Source organism: Chryseobacterium sp. MYb264 (assembly GCF_035974275.1).
Classification (GTDB): Bacteria; Bacteroidota; Bacteroidia; order Flavobacteriales; family Weeksellaceae; genus Chryseobacterium.
Genome location: NZ_CP142422.1, coordinates 336,260 through 356,709 on the forward strand (window position 1 = coordinate 336,260; position 20,450 = coordinate 356,709).

Below are 20,450 nucleotides of genomic sequence, written 5' to 3' on the forward strand. Positions count from 1 at the left end.
GAAATAAAAAATTCGTGCATTCGTGGCGATAATATGCAGCCCTCCATTTTATCAAAGATAAAATCCTTGCGCGCCTTAAAAACATAAAGCATTAAAAAATACCTTTGCGACTTTGCGAAAAGCCAACAGAAACAGCCCCACCCACGAAAATCCTATCAATCTGTGGGAAATAAAAAATTCGTGCATTCGTGGCGATAATATGCAGCCCTCCATTTTATCAAAGATAAAATCCTTGCGCCTTAAAAACATAAAAGCATTAAAAAAATACCTTTGCGACTTTGCGAAAAGCCAACAGAAACAGCCTACCCACGAAAATCCTATCAATCTGTGGGAAATAAAAAATTCGTGCATTTGTGGCAAAAAATACATCTAAACAATTTCTCCCCAAGTTTTGAAATTGATCCCATACCAGTCTTAACTCCTATACCTTTATTCAGCAGTATAATAAGCCTTCTTGAGATCAATTTTTACTCGTTCAGCCTTCTTACATTATAAATTTCATGAAAAAGGGGTATATTTGCTCCACGCTTTAGGGGTATTCTGAAAAGAATTGAGAGAGTCCCTTTGAACCTGATACGGCTCACACCGACGTAGGGAAAGGCAGGAATTCATCTTTTGATGTTTTCTTTTTATTTATTTTCCTAAAGCGCTATAAAGTAAAACGTATATGGAAAATAACTTTTGGAGTTCTATTCAATCGGTCAGAAATCAATCACCGCTTATCCATAACATGACCAATTTACGTGGTTATGAATACGACTGCCAATGCTTTGCTGGCGGTCGGCGCTTCCCCCATTATGGCGCACGCAAAATCTGAAGTCATAGAGATGGTCAATATTTCAGGTGCTTTAGTAGTCAACATCGGGACGCTTGATGAATATTGGAGTGAATCTATGCTGATTGCCGCAGAGGAAGCTTCCCGAATTCAGAAAACATGGGTTTTAGATCCGGTTGGAGCGGGAGCTACGGCTTTTAGAAATGATGTTTTAGCAAAGCTTTTAGAATTCAAGCCAACAATTATACGCGGGAATGCTTCAGAGATTATTGCTCTTGCAAGAAAAATACAGCGATAACAAAAGGAGTAGACAGTACGGCCGAAAGTAATGAGGCGATATCTGCTGCAAAATATCTGATTGAAAAATATCAGTCTGTTGTTTGTATTTCGGGGGCAACAGATATTATTATGAATGGCAATGAAACTTATTTTGTCGATAACGGACATCCGATGATGACCAAAGTAACGGGATTAGGTTGCTCGGCATCAGCGATTGTCGGGGCTTGTGCTGCTGTTTCGGAAAATAAAACAGAAGCCACCATAGCAGCAATGTCACTGTTGGGAATGGCCGGAGAACTGGCAGAGAAGATTTCAAACGGACCGGGGAGTCTTCAGGTCAATATTTTAGATAAACTCTGGAATATTTCTGAACAGGAGTTTTTTGAAAATGTAAATATTTCTAAAAAATGAGTCTAATACGTTCTTTTCCCTATCAATTATATCTTGTGATTTCAGAAAAAGACTGTAAGGGTCGAAATCTTCTGGAGGTTGCTGAACAGGCGATTTTAGGCGGTGTAGACATCATCCAGTTGCGTGAAAAATGGGCTTCCGATGAGGATTTTCTCACCATTGCGCTTCGTCTTAAAGAAATAACCGATAAATATCAAATTCCTTTGTCATTAATGATAATACTTTTGTCGTCCCAAAGAGGCTGACGCTTTTGGAATTCATGTGGGAAATAATGATGTTCAGCCTTCCGTTTTACGTGAAACTTCATTTGAAAACAAAGTGATAGGATACTCCATAGAATATCTGAGCCAGCTTGAAAGCCAGGAGACTGTACTTTCTGATTATTTGGGAGTGAGCCCGATTTTTAAAACAGACACCAAAAAAGATACCGTTACCGAATGGGGACTTGAAGGGCTTTCTAAAATAAGAATGCTTACGGATAAGCCGCTGGTGGCCATTGGTAATATCCATCTGAAGAATGCAAAAGCAGTCATGGAAGCCGGAGCAGATTGTATTGCCGTTGTATCGGAGATTTGTGGTGCAGAAAATCCTCAAAAGGCTGCCTTTAAACTAAAAAATGAAATCCTTTTATGAATAAATATACATATCCTTCCGTTCTTACGATTGCAGGTTTTGACGGAAGCGGCGGTGTGCCGGTATTCAGGCGGATATCAAAACCATTTCCGCTTTGGGCTGTTATGCCACTTCAGTGTTAACGGCTCTGCCAGTACAGAATACACAAGGTGTAAGAAGTATTTTTCCAATTCCTGTGGAAGCAGTCTCGCAGCAGATCAAAGCCATTTTGGACGATATATTTCCTGATGCCATAAAAATAGGCATGGTTCATACTCCTGAGCTGGTTGATGTCATTACGGAAACTTTAGCCCAATACAAAAAGGTTCCCATTGTATTTGATCCGGTGATGGGTGGCAACCAGCGGACATCGGCTGATAGAGGAAAAAACAATTGAGGTTATTATTAAGAAACTTTTTCCGATTGCTGAGATCATTACTCCCAATATGGATGAAGCGGCCATTTTAGCAGAGATGGAAGTCTGGACTTTAGCGGATATGAAATTGGCGGGCGAACGAATCAGGGAACTGGGTTGCAGAAATATATTGCTGAAAGGCGGTCATCTGGAAACAGAGAATATTACCTCCTTATTTTACAGTGGTGAAAATAACTGTGAGAACATTGAGTCGCTGAAAACAGAAACTAAAAATACCCATGGTTCGGGATGTACGCTTTCCTCGGCGATTGCCTCTTTTATTGCGCAAGGAAGGAGTCTTGATACAGCGGTTGTTCTGTCACAGCAGTATGTATCCGATGCCATTCTCAACGGTCGGGATGTACAGACCGGAAAAGGAAATGGCCCTTTGAATCACTTTTTTAACCCTCAAAAGCTTATTAAAAATGAATTGGTCTGAAACTGCATGGCGATCTATAGAAAAGATTTATCAGGATATTATAGAAATGCCTTTTATAGAAGAATTGTCACAGGGAACCTTGGAAAAACAGAAGTTCCAGTTTTATATCGCTCAGGATTCTTTGTATCTGGAGCATTTCGGAAGAACATTGGCATTGATTGGAAGCAAAGCCTATGATACCCAAGATGCCTTATCCTTTATGCGTTTTGCCGAAAATGCGATTGTGGTTGAGAATGCACTGCATGAATCTTATTTTAAAGAATTTGACATTTCGGATAAAGGAATTTTGCAGCCCGTATGTCATCATTATATTCATTTTTTAAGAAGTACTGCTGCTTTTGAGTCTGTAGAGGTTGCTATGGCAGCTACTTTACCATGCTTTTGGATCTATAAAAGGGTAGGAGACCATATTATTCATCAAACGGAAAAGGAAGATCATCCTTTTGAGAGCTGGATTGAAACATACGGTGGCGAAGAGTTTGGAATGGCCGTAGAAAAGGCGATCTCAATCTGTAATAAAGCGGCGGAAAATACAACTCCTGAAATCAGAAACAGAATGAAAGAAGCTTTTATAACCGCTTCCCGTTTAGAGTTCCTGTTTTGGCAGGCCGCTTATGATTTGAATGTTTGGTTATAAAAAGTGAGGCATAACGATTGTTGTAAATTACTATACTGACTATAGTTTTTGATTCTGTAGTTTCCGCTTTGAGACACTGGGATAGGGACTGCTCAGAGCCGTGTACAAAAATTTTCTCTTTTTTTTTTAAAAAAAACCGTTTATAATGTTCTGATTATTAAATATTTCATTCTTTTTGTTGAATGAAAATCAGTGTAATCCCCTTTATTTAAAAGAAAAAATTGGAATTTAAAAAAATAGTTGTATATTTGCATCACAATATCGCGGGATGGAGCAGTAGGTAGCTCGTCGGGCTCATAACCCGAAGGTCATCGGTTCGAGTCCGGTTCCCGCTACTAGGTAAAGAATCATACAAAACGTATGATTCTTTTTTTTTTTTTTATCAAATTTTTTCGAAAAAGTGGATCAAGTACAAAAGTTGGGGACAAGGCAAAAGAGTTTAGATACTATAAGGTGAGATTTTTTGCTCTCGCAGATTTTGCAGATGATGCAGATTCTTTTCCTTACACTTTACATATTGAACACGAAGCCCCGCCAAGTTTTTTGACAACTCCCGTTTTAAGTCTCACCAAACCTTTCTATAAAAGACTGCAAAGGTTAAACAAAGAAAATCAACGATACCATCTGTGGAAAATCTATGCGATCTGTGGGAAATAAAAATATTCGAGTATCCGTGGCGATAATATGCAGCCCTCAATTTTATCTTTGATAAAATCCTTGCGTCTTAAAAACATAAAGTATTAAAAAAAATATCTTTGCGGCTTTGCGAAAAACCAACAAAATAGAGCAAGATCTGTGGGGAATAAAAATATTCGAGTATCTGTGGCGATAATATGCAGCCCTCAATTTTATCTTTGATAAAATCCTTGCGTCTTAAAAACATAAAGTATTAAAAAATATCTTTGCGGCTTTGCGAAAAACCAACAAATAGAGCCGGATCTGTGGGGAATAAAAATATTCGAGTATCTGTGGCGATAATATGCAGCCCTCAATTTTATCTTTGATAAAATCCTTGCGCCTTAAAAACATAAAGCATTAAAAAAATATCTTTGCGGTTTTGCGAAAAACCAACAAATAGAGCAGCATCTTTGAAAATCTGCACGATCTGTGGGGAATAAAAATATTCGAGTATCCGTGGCGATAATATACTGCCCTCAATTTTATCTTTGATAAAATCCTTGCGCCTTAAAAACATCAAGTATTAAAAAAAAATCTTTGCGTCTCTGCGAAAAACCAACAGAAACAGCAGCATCTGAAAATCTGCGATCTGTGGGAAATAAAAAATTCGAGTATCCGTGGCGATAATATGCAGCCCTCAATTTTATCTTTGATAAAATCCTTGCGCCTTAAAAACATCAAGTATTAAAAAAAAATCTTTACGTCTTTGTGAAAAACCAACGGAAACAGCCTTACCCGTGAAAATCCTAGCATCTGTGGGAAATAAAAATATTCGTGCATTCATGGCCATACGATGCAGCCCTCCAAGTTAATTATCAATTTAAAAATTTATTTGCAGATAGTGTAACGATTGAATTATGGGGCTTTCGTCAATATAAAAAGAAATATGGATTTAAAAATTTGAAACTGGAAAATTTTTCTACCCATCTTATCGATTCATTACAGTTGGCTAATGATCATATCAATTAGATTAAAAAATAGACTAACTCCCACTCAATAGTGAAAATTTAAGTACGCGTTTGATTATTAGGTGAAGCATAATAAAAAAGGCAAAAATATTTTCTTAATTATCATAGTAAATGTTCTATATTTGTGGAAACACAAAAATACATATGAGAAAAATCTTTATTCTGTTCATTATTCTGTCATTTTATTTTTCAAACTGTGCTTCAGCACATATTGTAAGCATAACAGACTCCGTTAGATTTAATAAAGGATTAAATACCAGAAAGGAAAACGGACATCTATTTTTATCATCCACTACAGATCGTTTTTTAAAATCGGAAAGTAATGATCCTGATACCGATGCCGAAATTGGTAAAGCCATAGGATCATTTAACAAACTTGAAAGCAGTGGGAATTTTACCAATACGATCAATCCCAGTGATCTTACCGAACTTCCGATAGGAATACGCGAAAATATCTCCAATGTGGAGTATGGCATTGTGGTCACTAAAGCCAAATTTACCCCAGAGTATGCGCTCATTAATGTATATGCCCGTGTTGTGACCCCACAGCAAGGGATTGAAGGGGGTAAGAAAACCCTTTTTTTTGGTGCTGAAGATATAAAGCTTTCTTATAACGGGAAAATTATTGGTGATGCCAAGTTATCCTTATTGGGTGATATCAATATGCCTTTCAATCAAAATCAATGGATGCTTACTCTTGAAGGAGGGCGTATCAATAAACTCAATGGTGGGAGTGTAAATGACAATACTTATGTGATTATCGATTGTGATGGCATCAAAGAACTTTCACTAAAAGGAAATGTCCAGATCTCAAGAAATGTATTGGTTCCGCTGGATCAGAACGGAGCCGTTTTACCGGAAATTGGAAACAATGGACAAACCAACAGAGTTCGCGGAGATTTTGCTTTTAAAGCTACGGACTGGAATGATATTCTGGTGAAAGTGAGCATCTCACCTTTTGCAATTACATCTCAAATTAAAAATCAGGATAAAGGATATTTTTCATTCTTTGTGAATAATGCTGTTTTGGATTTGAGTGACTTGCGGACTGATCCAAGTGTTGTATTTCCCCAATACTATGATACTCATGGCTATTTGATTGGAGGGGCAGAATCCTGGCGGGGGTTATACGTCCAGACTTTAAATATAGGACTTCCCCAGGAATTTAAAACAGAAGACCATATCGACAGCAGGGTTTCTTTTGAAGCGAATAATCTTCTGATCGATTCTTATGGTGTATCAGGAAGTTTTGCGGCTAATAATCTATTTCCGATTGACAGAGGAGTAACCAATAAAGAAAATGCATGGAGATATTCTCTGGATAAAATTGGAGTTGATTTAGCTGCCTCTAAAATTGTAGGAGCCAACCTGGAAGGAACAGTTCAGCTTCCTATTCAAAAAAATAATGACAGTCAAAATAATGGTATCCCTAAGTATTTGGGATACCGTGGTATGATAACGGAAGAAGAGTATTTAATTTCTGTTACCACTTTTGATCAGATTAAATTTGATATCTGGAGTGCAAAAGCAATGATTGACGCAGGATCAACTATTGAGATGAGGGTGAAAAATCGCGAATTTTTACCCAAAGCTATTCTTAACGGCAGTCTGGATATTGGAGCCAATGCAAAATACGCAGAAAGTAGTGATCCTAATGAAAAGAAAGATGCTGATTTTAAAGGGGTAAAGTTTCAGGGTTTGACCCTTCAAACAAAAGCACCTTACATCACAGCACAATATTTTGGGGTTAAAGGCGAACAGAAATTAGCAGGCTTTCCTGCGAGCATTAAAGATATCGTAATTATTGCCGATGGTTCTCAGGTAAGCTTAGGATTTGACGTAAGCGTAAGCCTACAGGAAGATCGTTTTTCTGCTACAGGGGGAATGATGATCAGGGGGCTTATTGCTAACGAAAATAATAAACAACGGTGGAGATACGATGGTTTTAATTTAACAAAATTAGGGCTTAGAAAGGTTGATATTGGAGTAGCAATTGTCACGGGAGAATTTCAGATCATGCGTAATGATCCCCTTTATGGCAATGGATTTACTGCACATCTTAATGCTGAAATAAAAGGGATAAAAGGAGTTACTGTTGATGTGAATGCAGCTTATGGTTTCAGCACTTTCAGGTATTGGGGCTTTGAAGGCTCAGTAAAAGGGCTCAAGATCCAGGCAACAGCACTTACGATTACAGGGTTTACAGGCGGGGCGTTTTATCATATGATTCCGGACAGGGATATGACCATAAATCCAGCCTACGCAGACAAGGCATTGGTCTTAAAGCCTGATAATACAGTAGGCTTAGCTCTAAGAGCCGGAATTTACGGTTCGATTGCCGACGAAAAAGCAGTCAGTATTATGGCTGGATTTAATATTTCCACCAATCCCAATGGCGGTTTAGCCAATATCGGATTTTTAGGAGAGGCTGTTGTGATGGCTGATTTATCTAAACTGGTGCCGGGAGATCCTTTAGCAGGAGTAAAAGATAAGTTCAAAGAAATGACCGGAAAACCCGGCTTCCTGAATGATATTAAAAAGAGTGGTGTAGGAAAGACCTTTTTAGATACAAAAATGGTTGATGAGCAATATCCGGTCACTGAAAAAGTAGAGGGGTCCATTTATGCAAAGCTGGCTATGAATTACGATTTCAATAATAGCGTTTTTCATGCAAGCCTTGATGTTTTTGTAGATATTGCTCACGGAATTATTAAAGGTATCGGTCCTAATGGAAGGGCAGGATGGGCGGTTGTCCACATTGCACCGGATGAATGGTATATGCACATTGGAACCCCGACAGATATGATCGGGTTAAAAGTTGGCCTGGGAAGTTTCTATCTTCAGTCCGGAAGCTACTTTATGGTAGGAACCCGTATTCCGGGTAGCCCGCCGCCACCGCCTGAAGTGGCAGAGATTTTAGGGCTTGAGGCTAATGATCTTGACTATATGAGCAGCCTGAATGCATTAGGTGAAGGAAAAGGTTTTGCATTCGGAACCCACCTGAAGTTTGATACAGGAGATATGACCGCTTTGTTCCTTTACGCCCGTTTCCAGGCAGGTTTAGGAACAGATATTATGCTGAAAAACTATGGTGAAGCAAAATGTTCCAACCGTGGCGGAGATCAGATCGGTATCAACGGATGGTATGCCAACGGACAGGCTTATGTTTATTTGCAGGGTGAGCTTGGAATTAAAATAAAACTGTGGTTCATCAAAAAGAAAATTCCTATTATCAAAGCCGGTGTTGCTTCTTTATTACAGGCAAAAGGACCTAATCCCTATTGGGTGAGAGGATACCTTGGTGGGTATTATAACCTGCTTGGAGGGATGATCAAAGGAAGATTCAGATTCAAGATGGAATTCGGAGAAGAATGCGTACTGGAAAACTCCTCTGTTCTTGGAGGCATGAAGATTATTTCTGACCTTACTCCCAAAAAAGATGAAACCGATGTAGACGTATTTGCAATTCCGCAGGCAACTTTCGCTGTTCGCGTGAATGACCCGATTGTAATTCCTGAAGATGACGGAGACCATACTTACAAAGTTGTGGTAGATAAAATGACCATTATCGATGATCAGGGTAAAGAAATTAAAGGAGTTATAGAATATGCCAATTCTAAAGATGTAGCCAACTTTGTTTCTGAAGATATTCTTCCTCCGAATAAAACATTAAAAGCGATCGCTCAGGTAAGTTTCATGGAGAAAAAGAACGGAATGTATGAAGTGGTAATGGCTGACGGACAAAAAGCAATTGAAATAGAAGAAAGAACGTTTACAACAGGATCAGCTCCTACCGTTATCCCTTTGAGTAATATTAAATATGCCTATCCGGTTCCTGAGCAGGAAAATTATTATACAGGAGAAGCCAATACAGGGTATATACAGCTGAAGCGCGGACAGGATTATTTATTTGATGATCCCAACTGGAACACGGTATCCGCGTTTGCTGCTGAATCACCTGCTGAAAGTAATTTCTCTTATAACACCAATGATAATGTGGTCAATTTCAATGTACCTCATCTTGGGAAACAAAAGGATTACACCTTTGCATTAATTGCAAAAAATAAAAATGGAAATAGCAGTTCCACAGAAAATAGCACGGTTGAAGAGACGGTAAAAACAGAGACGAGTACAGATGATTCTGCCGTTTCGGTAACTACTGAGGTTAAAAAAGCGCAGAGTCTTTCTAAAAACGGGGAGATTGAAAGATTGGCATTTACCTTCAGAACCAGTAAGTATAATACATTCGAAAACAAGCTATCTTCATTGAACTTTAATCCTTTGTGGATCAAATTAAGCTCCGATGTGGTTACCCTTCAGAATAATATGAATGCTGATGAATATTTTGATGCCACTGAAATTTCAGGCTCAAAATATACAGACAATAAACCTTTGATTGATCTTACGGCATTGATGGATGATTCCTTTGCGGGTAAATTTAAGGGATTGATTTATAATAATTATCCAATTGATGAATTAACATTAAACAGAGCAGAAAGTGAAGATGATTTTGCGGGGATTCCACCCACAAAAGCATTCCCTGTCTTTACATCCTATCTCCAATATTTAGGAAACGATAAAGGAAATGGGTTCTTAAAACAAACCTTCCCGTTCAAGTATGATCTTTTCAGTTATTATAAATCCGACTGGTATGAGCTGATCTCAAAAGCCGCTTCAAAATATGTAGGTTCTCCGGCGAATGTAAGACCACAGGCAATTAATGCTTTACTGGAATCTACCTATGGAATTATCCCTGAAGCTAAGTATAAAGTGAGAGCAAAATATACCCTTCCGGGAAATAAACAGGGGACAGAAAAACAAATCAATTATGAATTTAAATAGGCTGTAAGCAAAAAACATAAAAATGATGAACATGAAAATGTATTTTCAACGATATAAAAAAAATCAGCAGAGATGGGCTTCTTATTATTCGAAGCTCATCACCCTGCTTTTGCTTACAGCGTATAGCGTATTGCCGACAGCGAAAGCCCAGCAGTATCCTGTTAAGCTGGTTCCTGTTGTTATTCCTCCCTACAGTTTAAAAATTGGAGACTATTCAACAAGTAGCGATAACAAGCTTCAGCTGCAGGTTTTAATGACAGATTTACTGGAGCCTCAACACCAGACAGGAATTAAATTTTCCCTGGAGGCGGGGTTAAATGCTGTGCCACTGGCGAGATCCAATGATTTTATTGTCGGCATGAATCCTTTTATGCTCTATCCGGGTAACAGTATTACATTAACGAATGTTGACCTTAGATCATTATTTGAACTGCAAAATCTGTCGGGAATCAATGCGCTTCAGTATTCCAAACCCCTGTCGGATGGTGTGTATCAATTCTGTTTTCAGGCGTATGATTTTTATACCAAAAATAATCTTTCATCTAAAACCTGTGCTACGGTATTTTTGGTTCAGTATGATCCACCCATGCTTACCCTGCCGCAAAATGCAGAAAAAGTGCAGGCACTTTCGCCATATGGCGGAGGACCGGGGGTTGTATTCCAATGGATGCCGAGACAGATTGCTCCCAACACGAAATATATTTTTACTTTAAAAGAGCTTTGGGATCAGGGGCAAAGTCCAATTTCAGGTTTTCTCTCATCACCCGCCCTTTGGACAGAAGAAACCTATGCGCCTACTTTGTATTACGGGATAGACAAAACGCAGCTCATGCCGGGAAAAAGATACGCCTGGCAGGTACAGGCGAAATCGGGTAATCCGGTTTTAGGGGCTAATCCGACAGATGATAACGGAGTCTATAAAAACAACGGATTATCTGAGATTTTTTATTTTGATTATGTAGAAAACTGTGCGGTTCCTACTTTATTGATGGCTAAAAATGTAGGCAGGGGAAGGGTAGAACTTCAATGGAGCATTGCGGGACAGCCGGCAGGTCTGTACAACGTACAGTACCGTAAAAAAGGAAGCACTGCAGATTGGGTAACCCAGCAAAGTTATCAGGCTTCCGCAATCATTACAGGACTGGAAGATAAAACAGAATATGAATACCGTATTGGTTCAGTTTGCGGAAATGTACAGACTTTTAACAATAACAATCCTTTTGAAAACGGAAATTCGGGAGGTAATGCCTATTCGTATAGCAGCGTGCAGTATTTTACAACAGATGCTGACGATAAAGATAATAACTACCAGTGCGGGATTATGCCTGCTATTGATATCGCCAATAAAACTCCATTAAATACTCAATTAGGAAACAATGAAGTCTTTACAGCGGGAGATTTCCCTGTTACGGTATTATCAGCACAGGGAAGTGGAGTATATACAGGGACAGGATATATTGAAGTTCCGTATTTAGCCAATACTAAGTTAAAAGTCACCTTCAACAACATTAAGCTAAATACTGATAAAAAGCTAATTGAGGGCGTTGTAGAAACCACCTATGATCCTACGGAAAGTAACGTGTATGATGGTGGTATCTTTGACATGCTAGATCAGGCGGTTAGAGATAGCGAAATAAGAACTAATGAGGCGATCAATCAAACTTTCTTCTACCAGAATAGCTTTGATGTGGTAATGAATAACCAAACTGTTATTAATAATATTATAACGCCATATATTACCAATCTTACCAATTTAGGTTTAATAAATACCAGCCTGAAAGATCAGATTCTTGCTGAGCAACAGAAGCAAAAAGACATACTAAATGGGTTAGATTGTCCTAAAAAAGAAGGCAGCAAAGATGAAGAAGATAAGGGTAAAAATAAAGAAGAAAACAAAGAGCAGACGAATAAGCCAAAAGGTAGTGATGATGACGTTCGAATAATAGAAACCGAGTGTGATAAAAAGCTGAAAGATTATCAGCAATCTCAAATAAAGCTTCTTGCGCTAATGAAGCAGGCACAACAACAAGCGGCAGATAAAATTACAAGCGGGCAGGCATTTCCTCCAAAATATACTGATATTGGAAGTGCAGAACCTCCAAAACCAATTACAGCATCTCGTCTGCGTGAGATACAATCACATTGTGAAGATGGGGCCTTGGGATATTGGGAAGCGAAAGGCTTTGTAAAAGTAGAAAATAATGGTAATCCTTTCTACTATTGCAGGTTAGGAGATGAGGTATTTTATCATTACAAACAACCTGGTGATACATATGGCTATGAAAATTATTGGTTTGTAGATGGAAACTGGTATATGGAAGGTACCACACAACAGTGTGCGGGAGAGGCGTTTAACTGTTTTGTAGTGTATGATGCGGTTTCCAAAAAATATGTGTTAGCCAATCTGGAAACCGGAGAAAGTAGTGGAGAGCAGGCAGCAGACTTTATTACCTGGCTATTTGTACGGGATATGCCGTTGATGATTGTGGGAGGAAGCAGCGGAAGCATTTATGAGATATTGGTAAACGGTCTTGGTGATCCGTTAATAAGTGCTTTAAATGCTACGGATAAAATAACTGATGAAGAAGCTTTAGCGGCACAAGTGACACTGGCTTTGTCTGGAAATGTAAAGCACCTTACGCCTGAAAATCTTAGCAAAATAAAGACGGTACTTACGGCTAAGTTTAAAACTATAACTAAGAGATCTGGAAAGAATGCAAAAGTAATTGCAGAGGAATTAAAAGAGGAGATAGTAGAAATTGTAGGAAAGAGCAGTGAAATTGATGTTTCAAAATTAAAGCTGCGAAATATAATGGAAGGTGCTGATGATTGGGTTATGGTTTTTTATGATGATGTTAATTTGGGTGATGTTATTCTCTCTAATGGAGTTACATTAGAATTAGATATTGTTGTACCAAAAGCTTTACAAGGAAAAGGTATCTTAAAAGAAATTTTTAATCAAGCAATTCAAAAATTTAATCCATTAGAGATTAAATCTACTTGGAAGTATGATCCTGTAAAGTATAAAGAATTTGGTGGATTATCAGATAATTTAAAGGTTTTTTTAGAAAAAGAAAGTAATTTAGGAGAAGTTGGAGCAGCGTTTGAAACACCGTCAGGAAAAGTAGCAAAATATTTTGGCTTTACAAATGCCACGGTTAAAAAATCAGCAGATGGTAAAATAGTTGAGGTATATTTTATAAAATAAATAATATGAAAATAGTAATAATTTATAAAGATATTATTGTACCTGAAAGAGTTGTTATTGATTCTTACAAAAAAGATACAAATTTTTTTAATTTTCGGAAGATTATTAAAAATAATATTGAGCAGAAAAAACTCAATTTTAATAGTGAAACCTTATTAGATGATAATCAGGTGATAGATTTAATTTTTTCTGAAATTATATTATCGGATTGTGAAGAGAATGTGTTGTTTGGTAACCATTTGAATATCAGGCAAATACATCTTATTGTTGAAAAACTTAAGGGTACAGCATATAAAAAATTATGTTTCAGATATTTTTATGTAAGTGAACAAAATCTGAGTTATGAATTAGTAAATAAGTTTTATATCAAAAATTATAATGTATCATTAACTATAGAAAAGTATGAAGATATTGTAAGTCAGATACATAAAATGTTAAAAAAAATTAAAGAAATAAAAAAGATTAATAGTTCATCAATTTTTTTAGAATGGGAAGAAATAGAATATAAAATATAAAACTAATCTGGATTAAAAAGGCATTTTGCCAGCGAAGAAGTTCATTGAAATAGAGAAAAAGAGATTTTCCGGTTACGGTATTATCAGCACAGGGTAGCGGAGTATATACGGGAACGGGATGGATTGAAGTGCCTTATTTAGCCGATACTAAAATTAAAGTAAGCTTTACCAATATTAAGCTTAATACCGATAAAAAACTGATTGAGGGTGTTCTTGAAACAACTTATGATCCTACAGAAAGTAATGTCATAAGTATTGGGGATATATTAAATGACTTAGGCAATGTATTTACAGAGATTATAGGTGCTATAGACGATGCTATACATAATGGAGGAATGACTCAGGCAGAGTTTGATGCGCTGTATGCTGATATTAATACTTACACAGGACAAGGTGGAAGCACCGTTACAGATTTATATAATCAAGGGCTTGTAGACCCAGATTTGAAAGATCAAATAGATGATAAAGAACAGGAAATAAAAAATCTTCTACAAAACCTAAATTGTACTAAAGAAGAAACTAAGGCTAAAGGAAGTAATGAAGATTTCAAGTTTGATGAGGATTGTGTACAGAGACTTAAGGATTTGAAAGCACAACTTCAGGCACTGAAAGATTTAGTGAATAATGCTACTAAAAATGCTTGTATTTGGAATGTCGGTGAACATGAGGGATTAAAAGGTAAAACATTCTATTTTCAGAAGAAAGTAGAAGATAAGATTTCATACAAACTGAAATCAGGTGATTTCCCATTATCATTTAATAGGTTTGGGAATGTTTATTCATTCAGCAGTAATGGACAAGTTTATTATCCTGAAGCTGGTACAGGCAAGTTTACTACAAAAGATGTTGTTAAATATTATGATTTTGAAAGCGCGGGTACTCTTTTATCAGTAAACGTAACTGAAAGTGTAGAAGATAGAATTATCATAGACGACAAGGAAATCATTGCCATGAAAGATTGCGACCTGCAAGGTGACAAAGGCAAAGGACTTGGAAAAGGAACGCTATATACTAAAAACGTAGAAGGTAAATATAAAATCACTGTAACAGAAAACAACGGTAAAATTTCTTCTAAGTTTGAACTTACAGGACAAGGTGATTCTAAAACGGCGTCTCAAAAACAAAAAATAGAACAGCAGGTACAGACCCTGATGGATGAGAAGCTGAAAGAGCTTGAAGGTCTTACCAACAAAACTTCACAAGCTGTGAATACTTCAACAGAAGATGGAGGTGAGTTTTTTGTAAAACAGATGAACGGCAAAGAATGGCTCGAAACATTAGCCGACTTAGGGGATAATGTATGGGAAAATGCCACCATGCCTGAAAGCTATTGGAATAAGGATACAAATTACAGTAAATCTAATATCCATATTCCGCCTACCTTTGCAGGAGTTGGTGATGGAGTAATTGGAGAGGTTACAGATTACCCTCAATTAATTAAATTAGGATATGATGTTTCTACAAAGCAAGAAGTAAGAGATGGACTTTGGAAAGCAGTAAAAAATATTAATTTAGAAAGTATTAAAACTGCGGCTACAGGAGTTATTAAAACCAAGTGGGATGCCTATGCCAATAGCCCGGGACATATTACTTACCATGAAATGGGTAAAGATGGCGTTACCGTTGTATCGATGGCTATGGGAGCAGGATTCTTTAAAAAAGGAGCAGATGGTTTAAAGGATGGGATTGAGGATACTGGAGAAAAATTTATTAAAAAGGAAGCTGGTAATATTGCTGAGAGTTTTAATGAATTATTAAAAAATCCTAAATTTAAACAGATTTATGAGCCATTAGAGAATGGCAATATTGGTAGAAAATACATCACCCATAATGTAACTTCAGCTGAAGAAGCATCTTTAAAATTATTTACGCAAGATGATTATTATAATAATTTTAATAAAGCATTAACTGGAGAGATTCCTATGACAACTGAATACACAGAAATGAAAAAGCTAATGGAATCTGCACAATCTAAATTACCTAAGTATAATGGTGTTGGATTTAGAGGTGCTGGTATTGCGGAATCAGCATTTGCTAAAAAACTTTCTGTTGGACAAGAGTTTGGTTTGGGAGGTAAATTTGTTTCTTCTTCTACCGAAAAGCATATTGCTGGTCAATTTGCAGCTGGAAGCAAAGGAGATGTTATTTGGGAAATAACCTCTAAAACAGGGACTGATTTAAGCGCGATTAATCCTAGTGAAGCAGAGGTATTATTTAAACCTTCTACAAAGTTTAAAGTTGTTGAAATTGTACAACATGATGAAATTCCAAGTATGACTAAATATAAAATAATTGAACTATGAGTTTTTTAGAAGAAATATCGAATATTTATAGATATAAAGATGATTATATATTAATTGATAGAGAAGAATCTTCAAATATTGCGGACGAAAATCAAATATTATATGATTTAAAACGACAATTAGATTGGCAAGTGTTGAGTTTTGAGGAAAAGCATGAAAGACGTTTTCATCTATTGAGAAAATTAAAAATGAGACTTACAGAAGATAATAAGGATATTTTTAAGCTTGAAGAATTAATTATTGAAATTCATAATACAATAGATAAAATCTTTCATCAGCTTTCGCTTTTGCCAAGAAATATTTTTATTAGTTCAAAAACTACCAGATTAAAAGCAATGCTTTTTGTTGAAAAATATTTAATAAATGAAGTTGAAGAAGCTAAGAAGACAAGAAATTTTAATTTCACTCTTTTAATGGAAATATTATTAGAATGTTCAAATGATTTGGAATATAAGGAAATTGACTTATATATTATGATTGATCTACTTCAAAAGAAACAGAATTATCTTATAAATAATTAACTTTTTTTTTATAAAAATAAAACATACGAAAATGAAAGGCAGTTTTGCCAGCGAAGAAGTTCATTGAAATATTTGTTCATTTAAAAATAACTGACATTATTTGAAAATACAATCTTTTATGAAACAAATTATTATAAAACAGATGTGTTATCAAGTTCATTTATAGGTACAACCTTTATAAGATGTAATTTTATTTATTTTGACATTTCAAGTAATACTTTAAAAAATTGTCGAATTATTGATTGTAATACAGAGGGATTAATATTTTCTCCTAATACTTTTATCAAGAGCAATTTTATATTAGATTAAAATAATGAGAAAATTTTCAAAAGAATAAAATCGGGAAAAATATGATACTCTTAGAAAGGTTGGTAGATGGGAATTTAAATTTTCAACATCAAGACAAACGGGACAATTACCACCACTTATTCATGCACAACCAAAAAAGATTATGTTATGGTAGAAATAGAAATAAAAATAAAAATGCCATTCAATTTAAGTATAAACATTACGGAAATAGATGATTATTTGCCATCATTTAAAGTGAAAATGATTTATGAAAGTGAAGGGAATAATTTTAAATTTAATAATGAAATTGAATTCTGGATTGAGTGTAAACAATGGGATATTTTTCTTAATCAATTGAATAAAAAAGAAAAGGATATTGAATTAATTGACATAAATAATATTACCAGATTTAAATTTCAATCAATTGACAAAGATTATTTGATAACAATCAACAGCTCTATAAGGACAATGGAAATCAATAATATGATTAATATTTTTGAGTATAAGGTTGAGGATGAACTTTTTGAACAAATAATTAATGGCTTTAAAAAATTTCCTAAATGGTGGTAAGGGTATGAAAAATAATTTTTAATTATCAAATTATTTCATGAAAATAATAAATTTTTTATTGTTTATGTAGCATTGAAACAAACTTGATTAACAAAATCTGATGTAATTTATAAATAATGAAGAAGAATATATTTATAGAATATTATCCCTCGCAGGATAGAAAAAGGTTGTGTGAAATAGTAGGAAATGAGATAAAAGATATTATAAAGATATCATATGAGTCATATGATGAGTTTTTAAATGATTGGGATGATTATCATGAATATCAGAATAAATTTTCTTTTTTTAAATATTCATATGGATGTGTTTTATTACGATTTTCGAATGAACTAGAATATTTATTTTATTCTGCAGATGAACAAAATTCTGTTATGCTTTTATGTCAGAGAGATGCAATGAACGTTAATCCTTACTATGTTTTAAATAAAGAAGTTAATTCAGAAATCAAAATGATTTTTTCTGTTAAGGAAGATAGAGATTTATACTTTAATCGCTTTATTAATAGAAAAATAAAAAAAATTAACATTTTAACTAAAAATAACCTTAATTCAAAAGAAGAAGACCTTCCGAGCAATATGGGAATAGAGTTACTTTTTGAGAATATGAATGAAAGTTTAATATTAAGTCATCATTTGGATGAAAATAAGAGTTTCGTTTTTAGTATTTTAGAGGGAAATGATATAAAAGATGATAAACAAATATTTGTAAAAGATGAAATAGAATAATAATTATGAGCAGAACTGCATCAATTGAAATATTTTACAATAACAATATTGATTTTGTTTGCTTTATAGATAAGCTAATTTCCTCTGAATGGAGTTGTAACGATTATGGAAAAATTAGATATATAATTGGCGAGGATTTTGAGTGGGAAAGTGACATTTTAGAAAATTTCAAAGATGTTATTAATAAGATGGAAGCTGAATATTTCAAAGATAAAATAGTGGCTATTAATTTTTTATATAAAAATAGTATAGGTGGTAATTTCATTTTTTTTAATAGAAATGAAGTTGTTTTGAACTTAAATATTAATCGCAAAACTTTAATTAATGGAGTGAATACAGATTTTTCATTTTACATAAAAGCTTTAAATAATATATTAACAACTGATTGTTATATAAATTGTATTGAAATACCATAATTGAAGACTTCACCTTTGAATAAAGCATTGCAGCTACTATACCTATAACAGCAGAATATAATGAAATAAAGAAATTAATGAAATCCGTACAATCTAAATTATCAAAATATAATTGTTGAATATAACCAAAGATATAGCTATTGAAATCAAAATTATAGTAATACATTATAAATATTTTGCTACATAAAATTAAGTACTCTAACTATTAATTAATGGAATAAAATATTATAGACTAATATTTTTAATCGAAAAATTACAAAAAACAAAAAACAAAAAAAATGAAAAAAAGTTTAGTTGCACTACTGCTGAATATTGTTATATTTGGTTTTGCACAAAAGAAAAAGAGCACTCCGAAAATCAACTCTAATACTACAAATGTTTCATCTTCAATACCAACAACAAAAGAAGATGATTACTTACCTGTAAAATTTCTGCAAACCTTTCCCACAAAACCTATTGATGCAAAATTACTGGCTGATTTGCGATCAAGAAACTTTGACCTTACAGTTAATGAACAAATTCCCATGGATGAAAATAATACTGGTTTTCAATATGACTATTTGATCAATTATAGAAATAAAAAAAAGATATTAATCTCACCCGATGGTAAAGAAGAGGAATTTCCAGACAATATAAATTTAATAGATGTATTTAAGGATGGTTCAAAAATAATTTCTGATAAATGTATTGAAAAATCAGAAGTTTCTCATTGCCAAAATGTAAGAATACTATCAAAAGACGGAGCCATGAAACCTATTCCTTTCGAGTATAGTTATTTAGTTAACATGGGGGTTAATCACAAAAATCTAAATGAAAAATCCTTTACAATATTATTTAATAATGCGACAAGCAATAAAAATATTATAGATGAAAAAGGAACAATACTATTGGCTAACGATGCAATAAATATAAATCTATTATTCCCGCCATACGCCTCTATAGAAATATCAAGTGGTGTTAGTAAAATATTTAATCTTCTTGATAAAAAATTTGTTGACTTTGAAAACTTAAAATTCGATAAAGACTTACCTACGCACAAATTATTCGTCATGACTAGAGCTTCCGATCGCAAATATATTCTTCTCGATCCAGTGACAAAAAAAATACTTTTTGAGGCAGAAGGAAATATAATGGAGATTGGTGAAAAAGAAGTTGCAAAAGATTTTTTTATGGTCTTAAAAGATGAAAATAAAAAGATAATAAACCGAAAAGGAGAAGTTGTTTTTGGAGACAATGTCTCTAACGTGAGATTAATGGAAAACGGGAATATATTAGCTACTGACAATGGTTTTAAACAAAATATTTATGATATTTTACAAAAAAAATATTTATATCCGCAGTTTTACAAAGAAATGGGAAAAATTGGAAATTTTTCATACGTGAAATTTGATAAGTTCTTTGAAATTTCAAACTTTTCCAATGGAGAAATAGTTTATACTGAAAAAGACAGAGTAGATCAGTATGGAAATTTAGGAAATTTAATTTATTTTAATAGAACAGTAGAAGGCGGATCTATGGCTGGAGTCTATGATATTTATAATAAAGATAATATATTAATAGTAAAGGATAAAAAAGGTTTTAATAGAATGTCTGATGGTAATGACAATTATTTTACTGTTAGAAATATTAATGATTACAGCATTATAGATAGAGATGGGAAAATACTAATTTCTAATATGAATATACCAAACTATATACGATACAACAATAGTAAAAATATGTTTGAATTAACTAAAAAACGAGAAGGATCGGCATATGAATGCTATAACCTTACAGGAAATAAAGTAGATTGTAAATAAAGTGGATATTGAACAAAAAATAAGGAGATTTAAATTTTTACTATTTAGT

General features: G+C 34.5%; 14 protein-coding genes, 1 tRNA gene, 1 pseudogene and 1 riboswitch. All 16 genes and pseudogenes read left to right on the top strand.

Annotated elements, in window-relative coordinates; all coding sequences use genetic code 11:
* The first annotated feature begins 521 nt into the window (after positions 1–521).
* A riboswitch (TPP riboswitch) is annotated at positions 522–614 on the top strand.
* 135 nt (positions 615–749) lie between these two features.
* The 16 genes and pseudogenes from VUJ46_RS01470 to VUJ46_RS01545 all read left to right on the top strand — a co-directional run bounded on the left by VUJ46_RS01470 (position 750) and on the right by VUJ46_RS01545 (position 20,401).
* Positions 750–1,073, top strand: a complete 324-nt coding sequence (locus VUJ46_RS01470; protein WP_326983245.1) for a hydroxyethylthiazole kinase — start codon at positions 750–752, stop codon at positions 1,071–1,073.
* 38 nt (positions 1,074–1,111) lie between these two features.
* Positions 1,112–1,465, top strand: coding sequence for a hydroxyethylthiazole kinase (locus VUJ46_RS01475; RefSeq protein ID WP_326985063.1), 354 nt, complete (start codon positions 1,112–1,114; stop codon positions 1,463–1,465).
* The gene (locus tag VUJ46_RS01480; RefSeq protein ID WP_326983246.1) at positions 1,462–1,710 is read left to right on the top strand and encodes a thiamine phosphate synthase; all 249 of its coding nucleotides are present in this window, start codon (positions 1,462–1,464) and stop codon (positions 1,708–1,710) included. Before VUJ46_RS01475 ends, VUJ46_RS01480 begins: the two co-directional genes overlap by 4 nt.
* A gap of 16 nt (positions 1,711–1,726) precedes the next feature.
* The gene (locus tag VUJ46_RS01485) at positions 1,727–2,098 is read left to right on the top strand and encodes a thiamine phosphate synthase (protein WP_326983247.1); all 372 of its coding nucleotides are present in this window, start codon (positions 1,727–1,729) and stop codon (positions 2,096–2,098) included.
* A pseudogene (gene thiD / locus VUJ46_RS01490) lies at positions 2,095–2,931 on the top strand (bifunctional hydroxymethylpyrimidine kinase/phosphomethylpyrimidine kinase). Before VUJ46_RS01485 ends, thiD begins: the two are co-directional and overlap by 4 nt.
* Positions 2,918–3,568 carry a thiaminase II gene (gene tenA, locus VUJ46_RS01495; RefSeq protein ID WP_326983248.1) on the top strand — a complete coding sequence of 217 codons (651 nt, stop codon included), beginning with the start codon at positions 2,918–2,920 and terminating at the stop codon, positions 3,566–3,568. Before thiD ends, tenA begins: the two are co-directional and overlap by 14 nt.
* A 262-nt stretch (positions 3,569–3,830) precedes the next feature.
* Positions 3,831–3,903 (top strand) — tRNA-Met (locus tag VUJ46_RS01500).
* 1,455 nt (positions 3,904–5,358) lie between these two features.
* Positions 5,359–10,056, top strand: coding sequence for a hypothetical protein (locus tag VUJ46_RS01505; RefSeq protein WP_326983249.1), 4,698 nt, complete (start codon positions 5,359–5,361; stop codon positions 10,054–10,056).
* A 31-nt stretch (positions 10,057–10,087) separates the two neighbouring features.
* A complete protein-coding gene (locus VUJ46_RS01510; RefSeq protein ID WP_326983250.1) occupies positions 10,088–13,264 on the top strand; it encodes a fibronectin type III domain-containing protein in 3,177 nt (1,058 codons plus the stop codon).
* A 5-nt stretch (positions 13,265–13,269) separates the two neighbouring features.
* Positions 13,270–13,779 (top strand): hypothetical protein, encoded by a 510-nt coding sequence (locus VUJ46_RS01515; RefSeq protein WP_326983251.1) that lies wholly within the window; start codon positions 13,270–13,272, stop codon positions 13,777–13,779.
* Positions 13,780–13,907: 128 nt separating this feature from the next.
* Positions 13,908–16,082 (top strand): hypothetical protein, encoded by a 2,175-nt coding sequence (locus VUJ46_RS01520; RefSeq protein WP_326983252.1) that lies wholly within the window; start codon positions 13,908–13,910, stop codon positions 16,080–16,082.
* Complete coding sequence (locus VUJ46_RS01525) at positions 16,079–16,603, top strand: hypothetical protein (RefSeq protein WP_326983253.1); 525 nt, start codon at positions 16,079–16,081, stop codon at positions 16,601–16,603. Before VUJ46_RS01520 ends, VUJ46_RS01525 begins: the two co-directional genes overlap by 4 nt.
* A 456-nt stretch (positions 16,604–17,059) precedes the next feature.
* On the top strand, positions 17,060–17,461 hold the full coding sequence (locus tag VUJ46_RS01530) for a hypothetical protein (protein ID WP_326983254.1): 402 nt from the start codon (positions 17,060–17,062) through the stop codon (positions 17,459–17,461).
* A 116-nt stretch (positions 17,462–17,577) separates the two neighbouring features.
* Positions 17,578–18,186: a hypothetical protein gene (locus tag VUJ46_RS01535; RefSeq protein WP_326983255.1), complete on the top strand. Its 609-nt coding sequence runs from the start codon at positions 17,578–17,580 to the stop codon at positions 18,184–18,186.
* A 5-nt stretch (positions 18,187–18,191) separates the two neighbouring features.
* A complete protein-coding gene (locus VUJ46_RS01540) occupies positions 18,192–18,602 on the top strand; it encodes a hypothetical protein (protein WP_326983256.1) in 411 nt (136 codons plus the stop codon).
* 278 nt (positions 18,603–18,880) lie between these two features.
* Complete coding sequence (locus VUJ46_RS01545; protein ID WP_326983257.1) at positions 18,881–20,401, top strand: hypothetical protein; 1,521 nt, start codon at positions 18,881–18,883, stop codon at positions 20,399–20,401.
* The last annotated feature ends 49 nt before the right edge of the window (positions 20,402–20,450 follow it).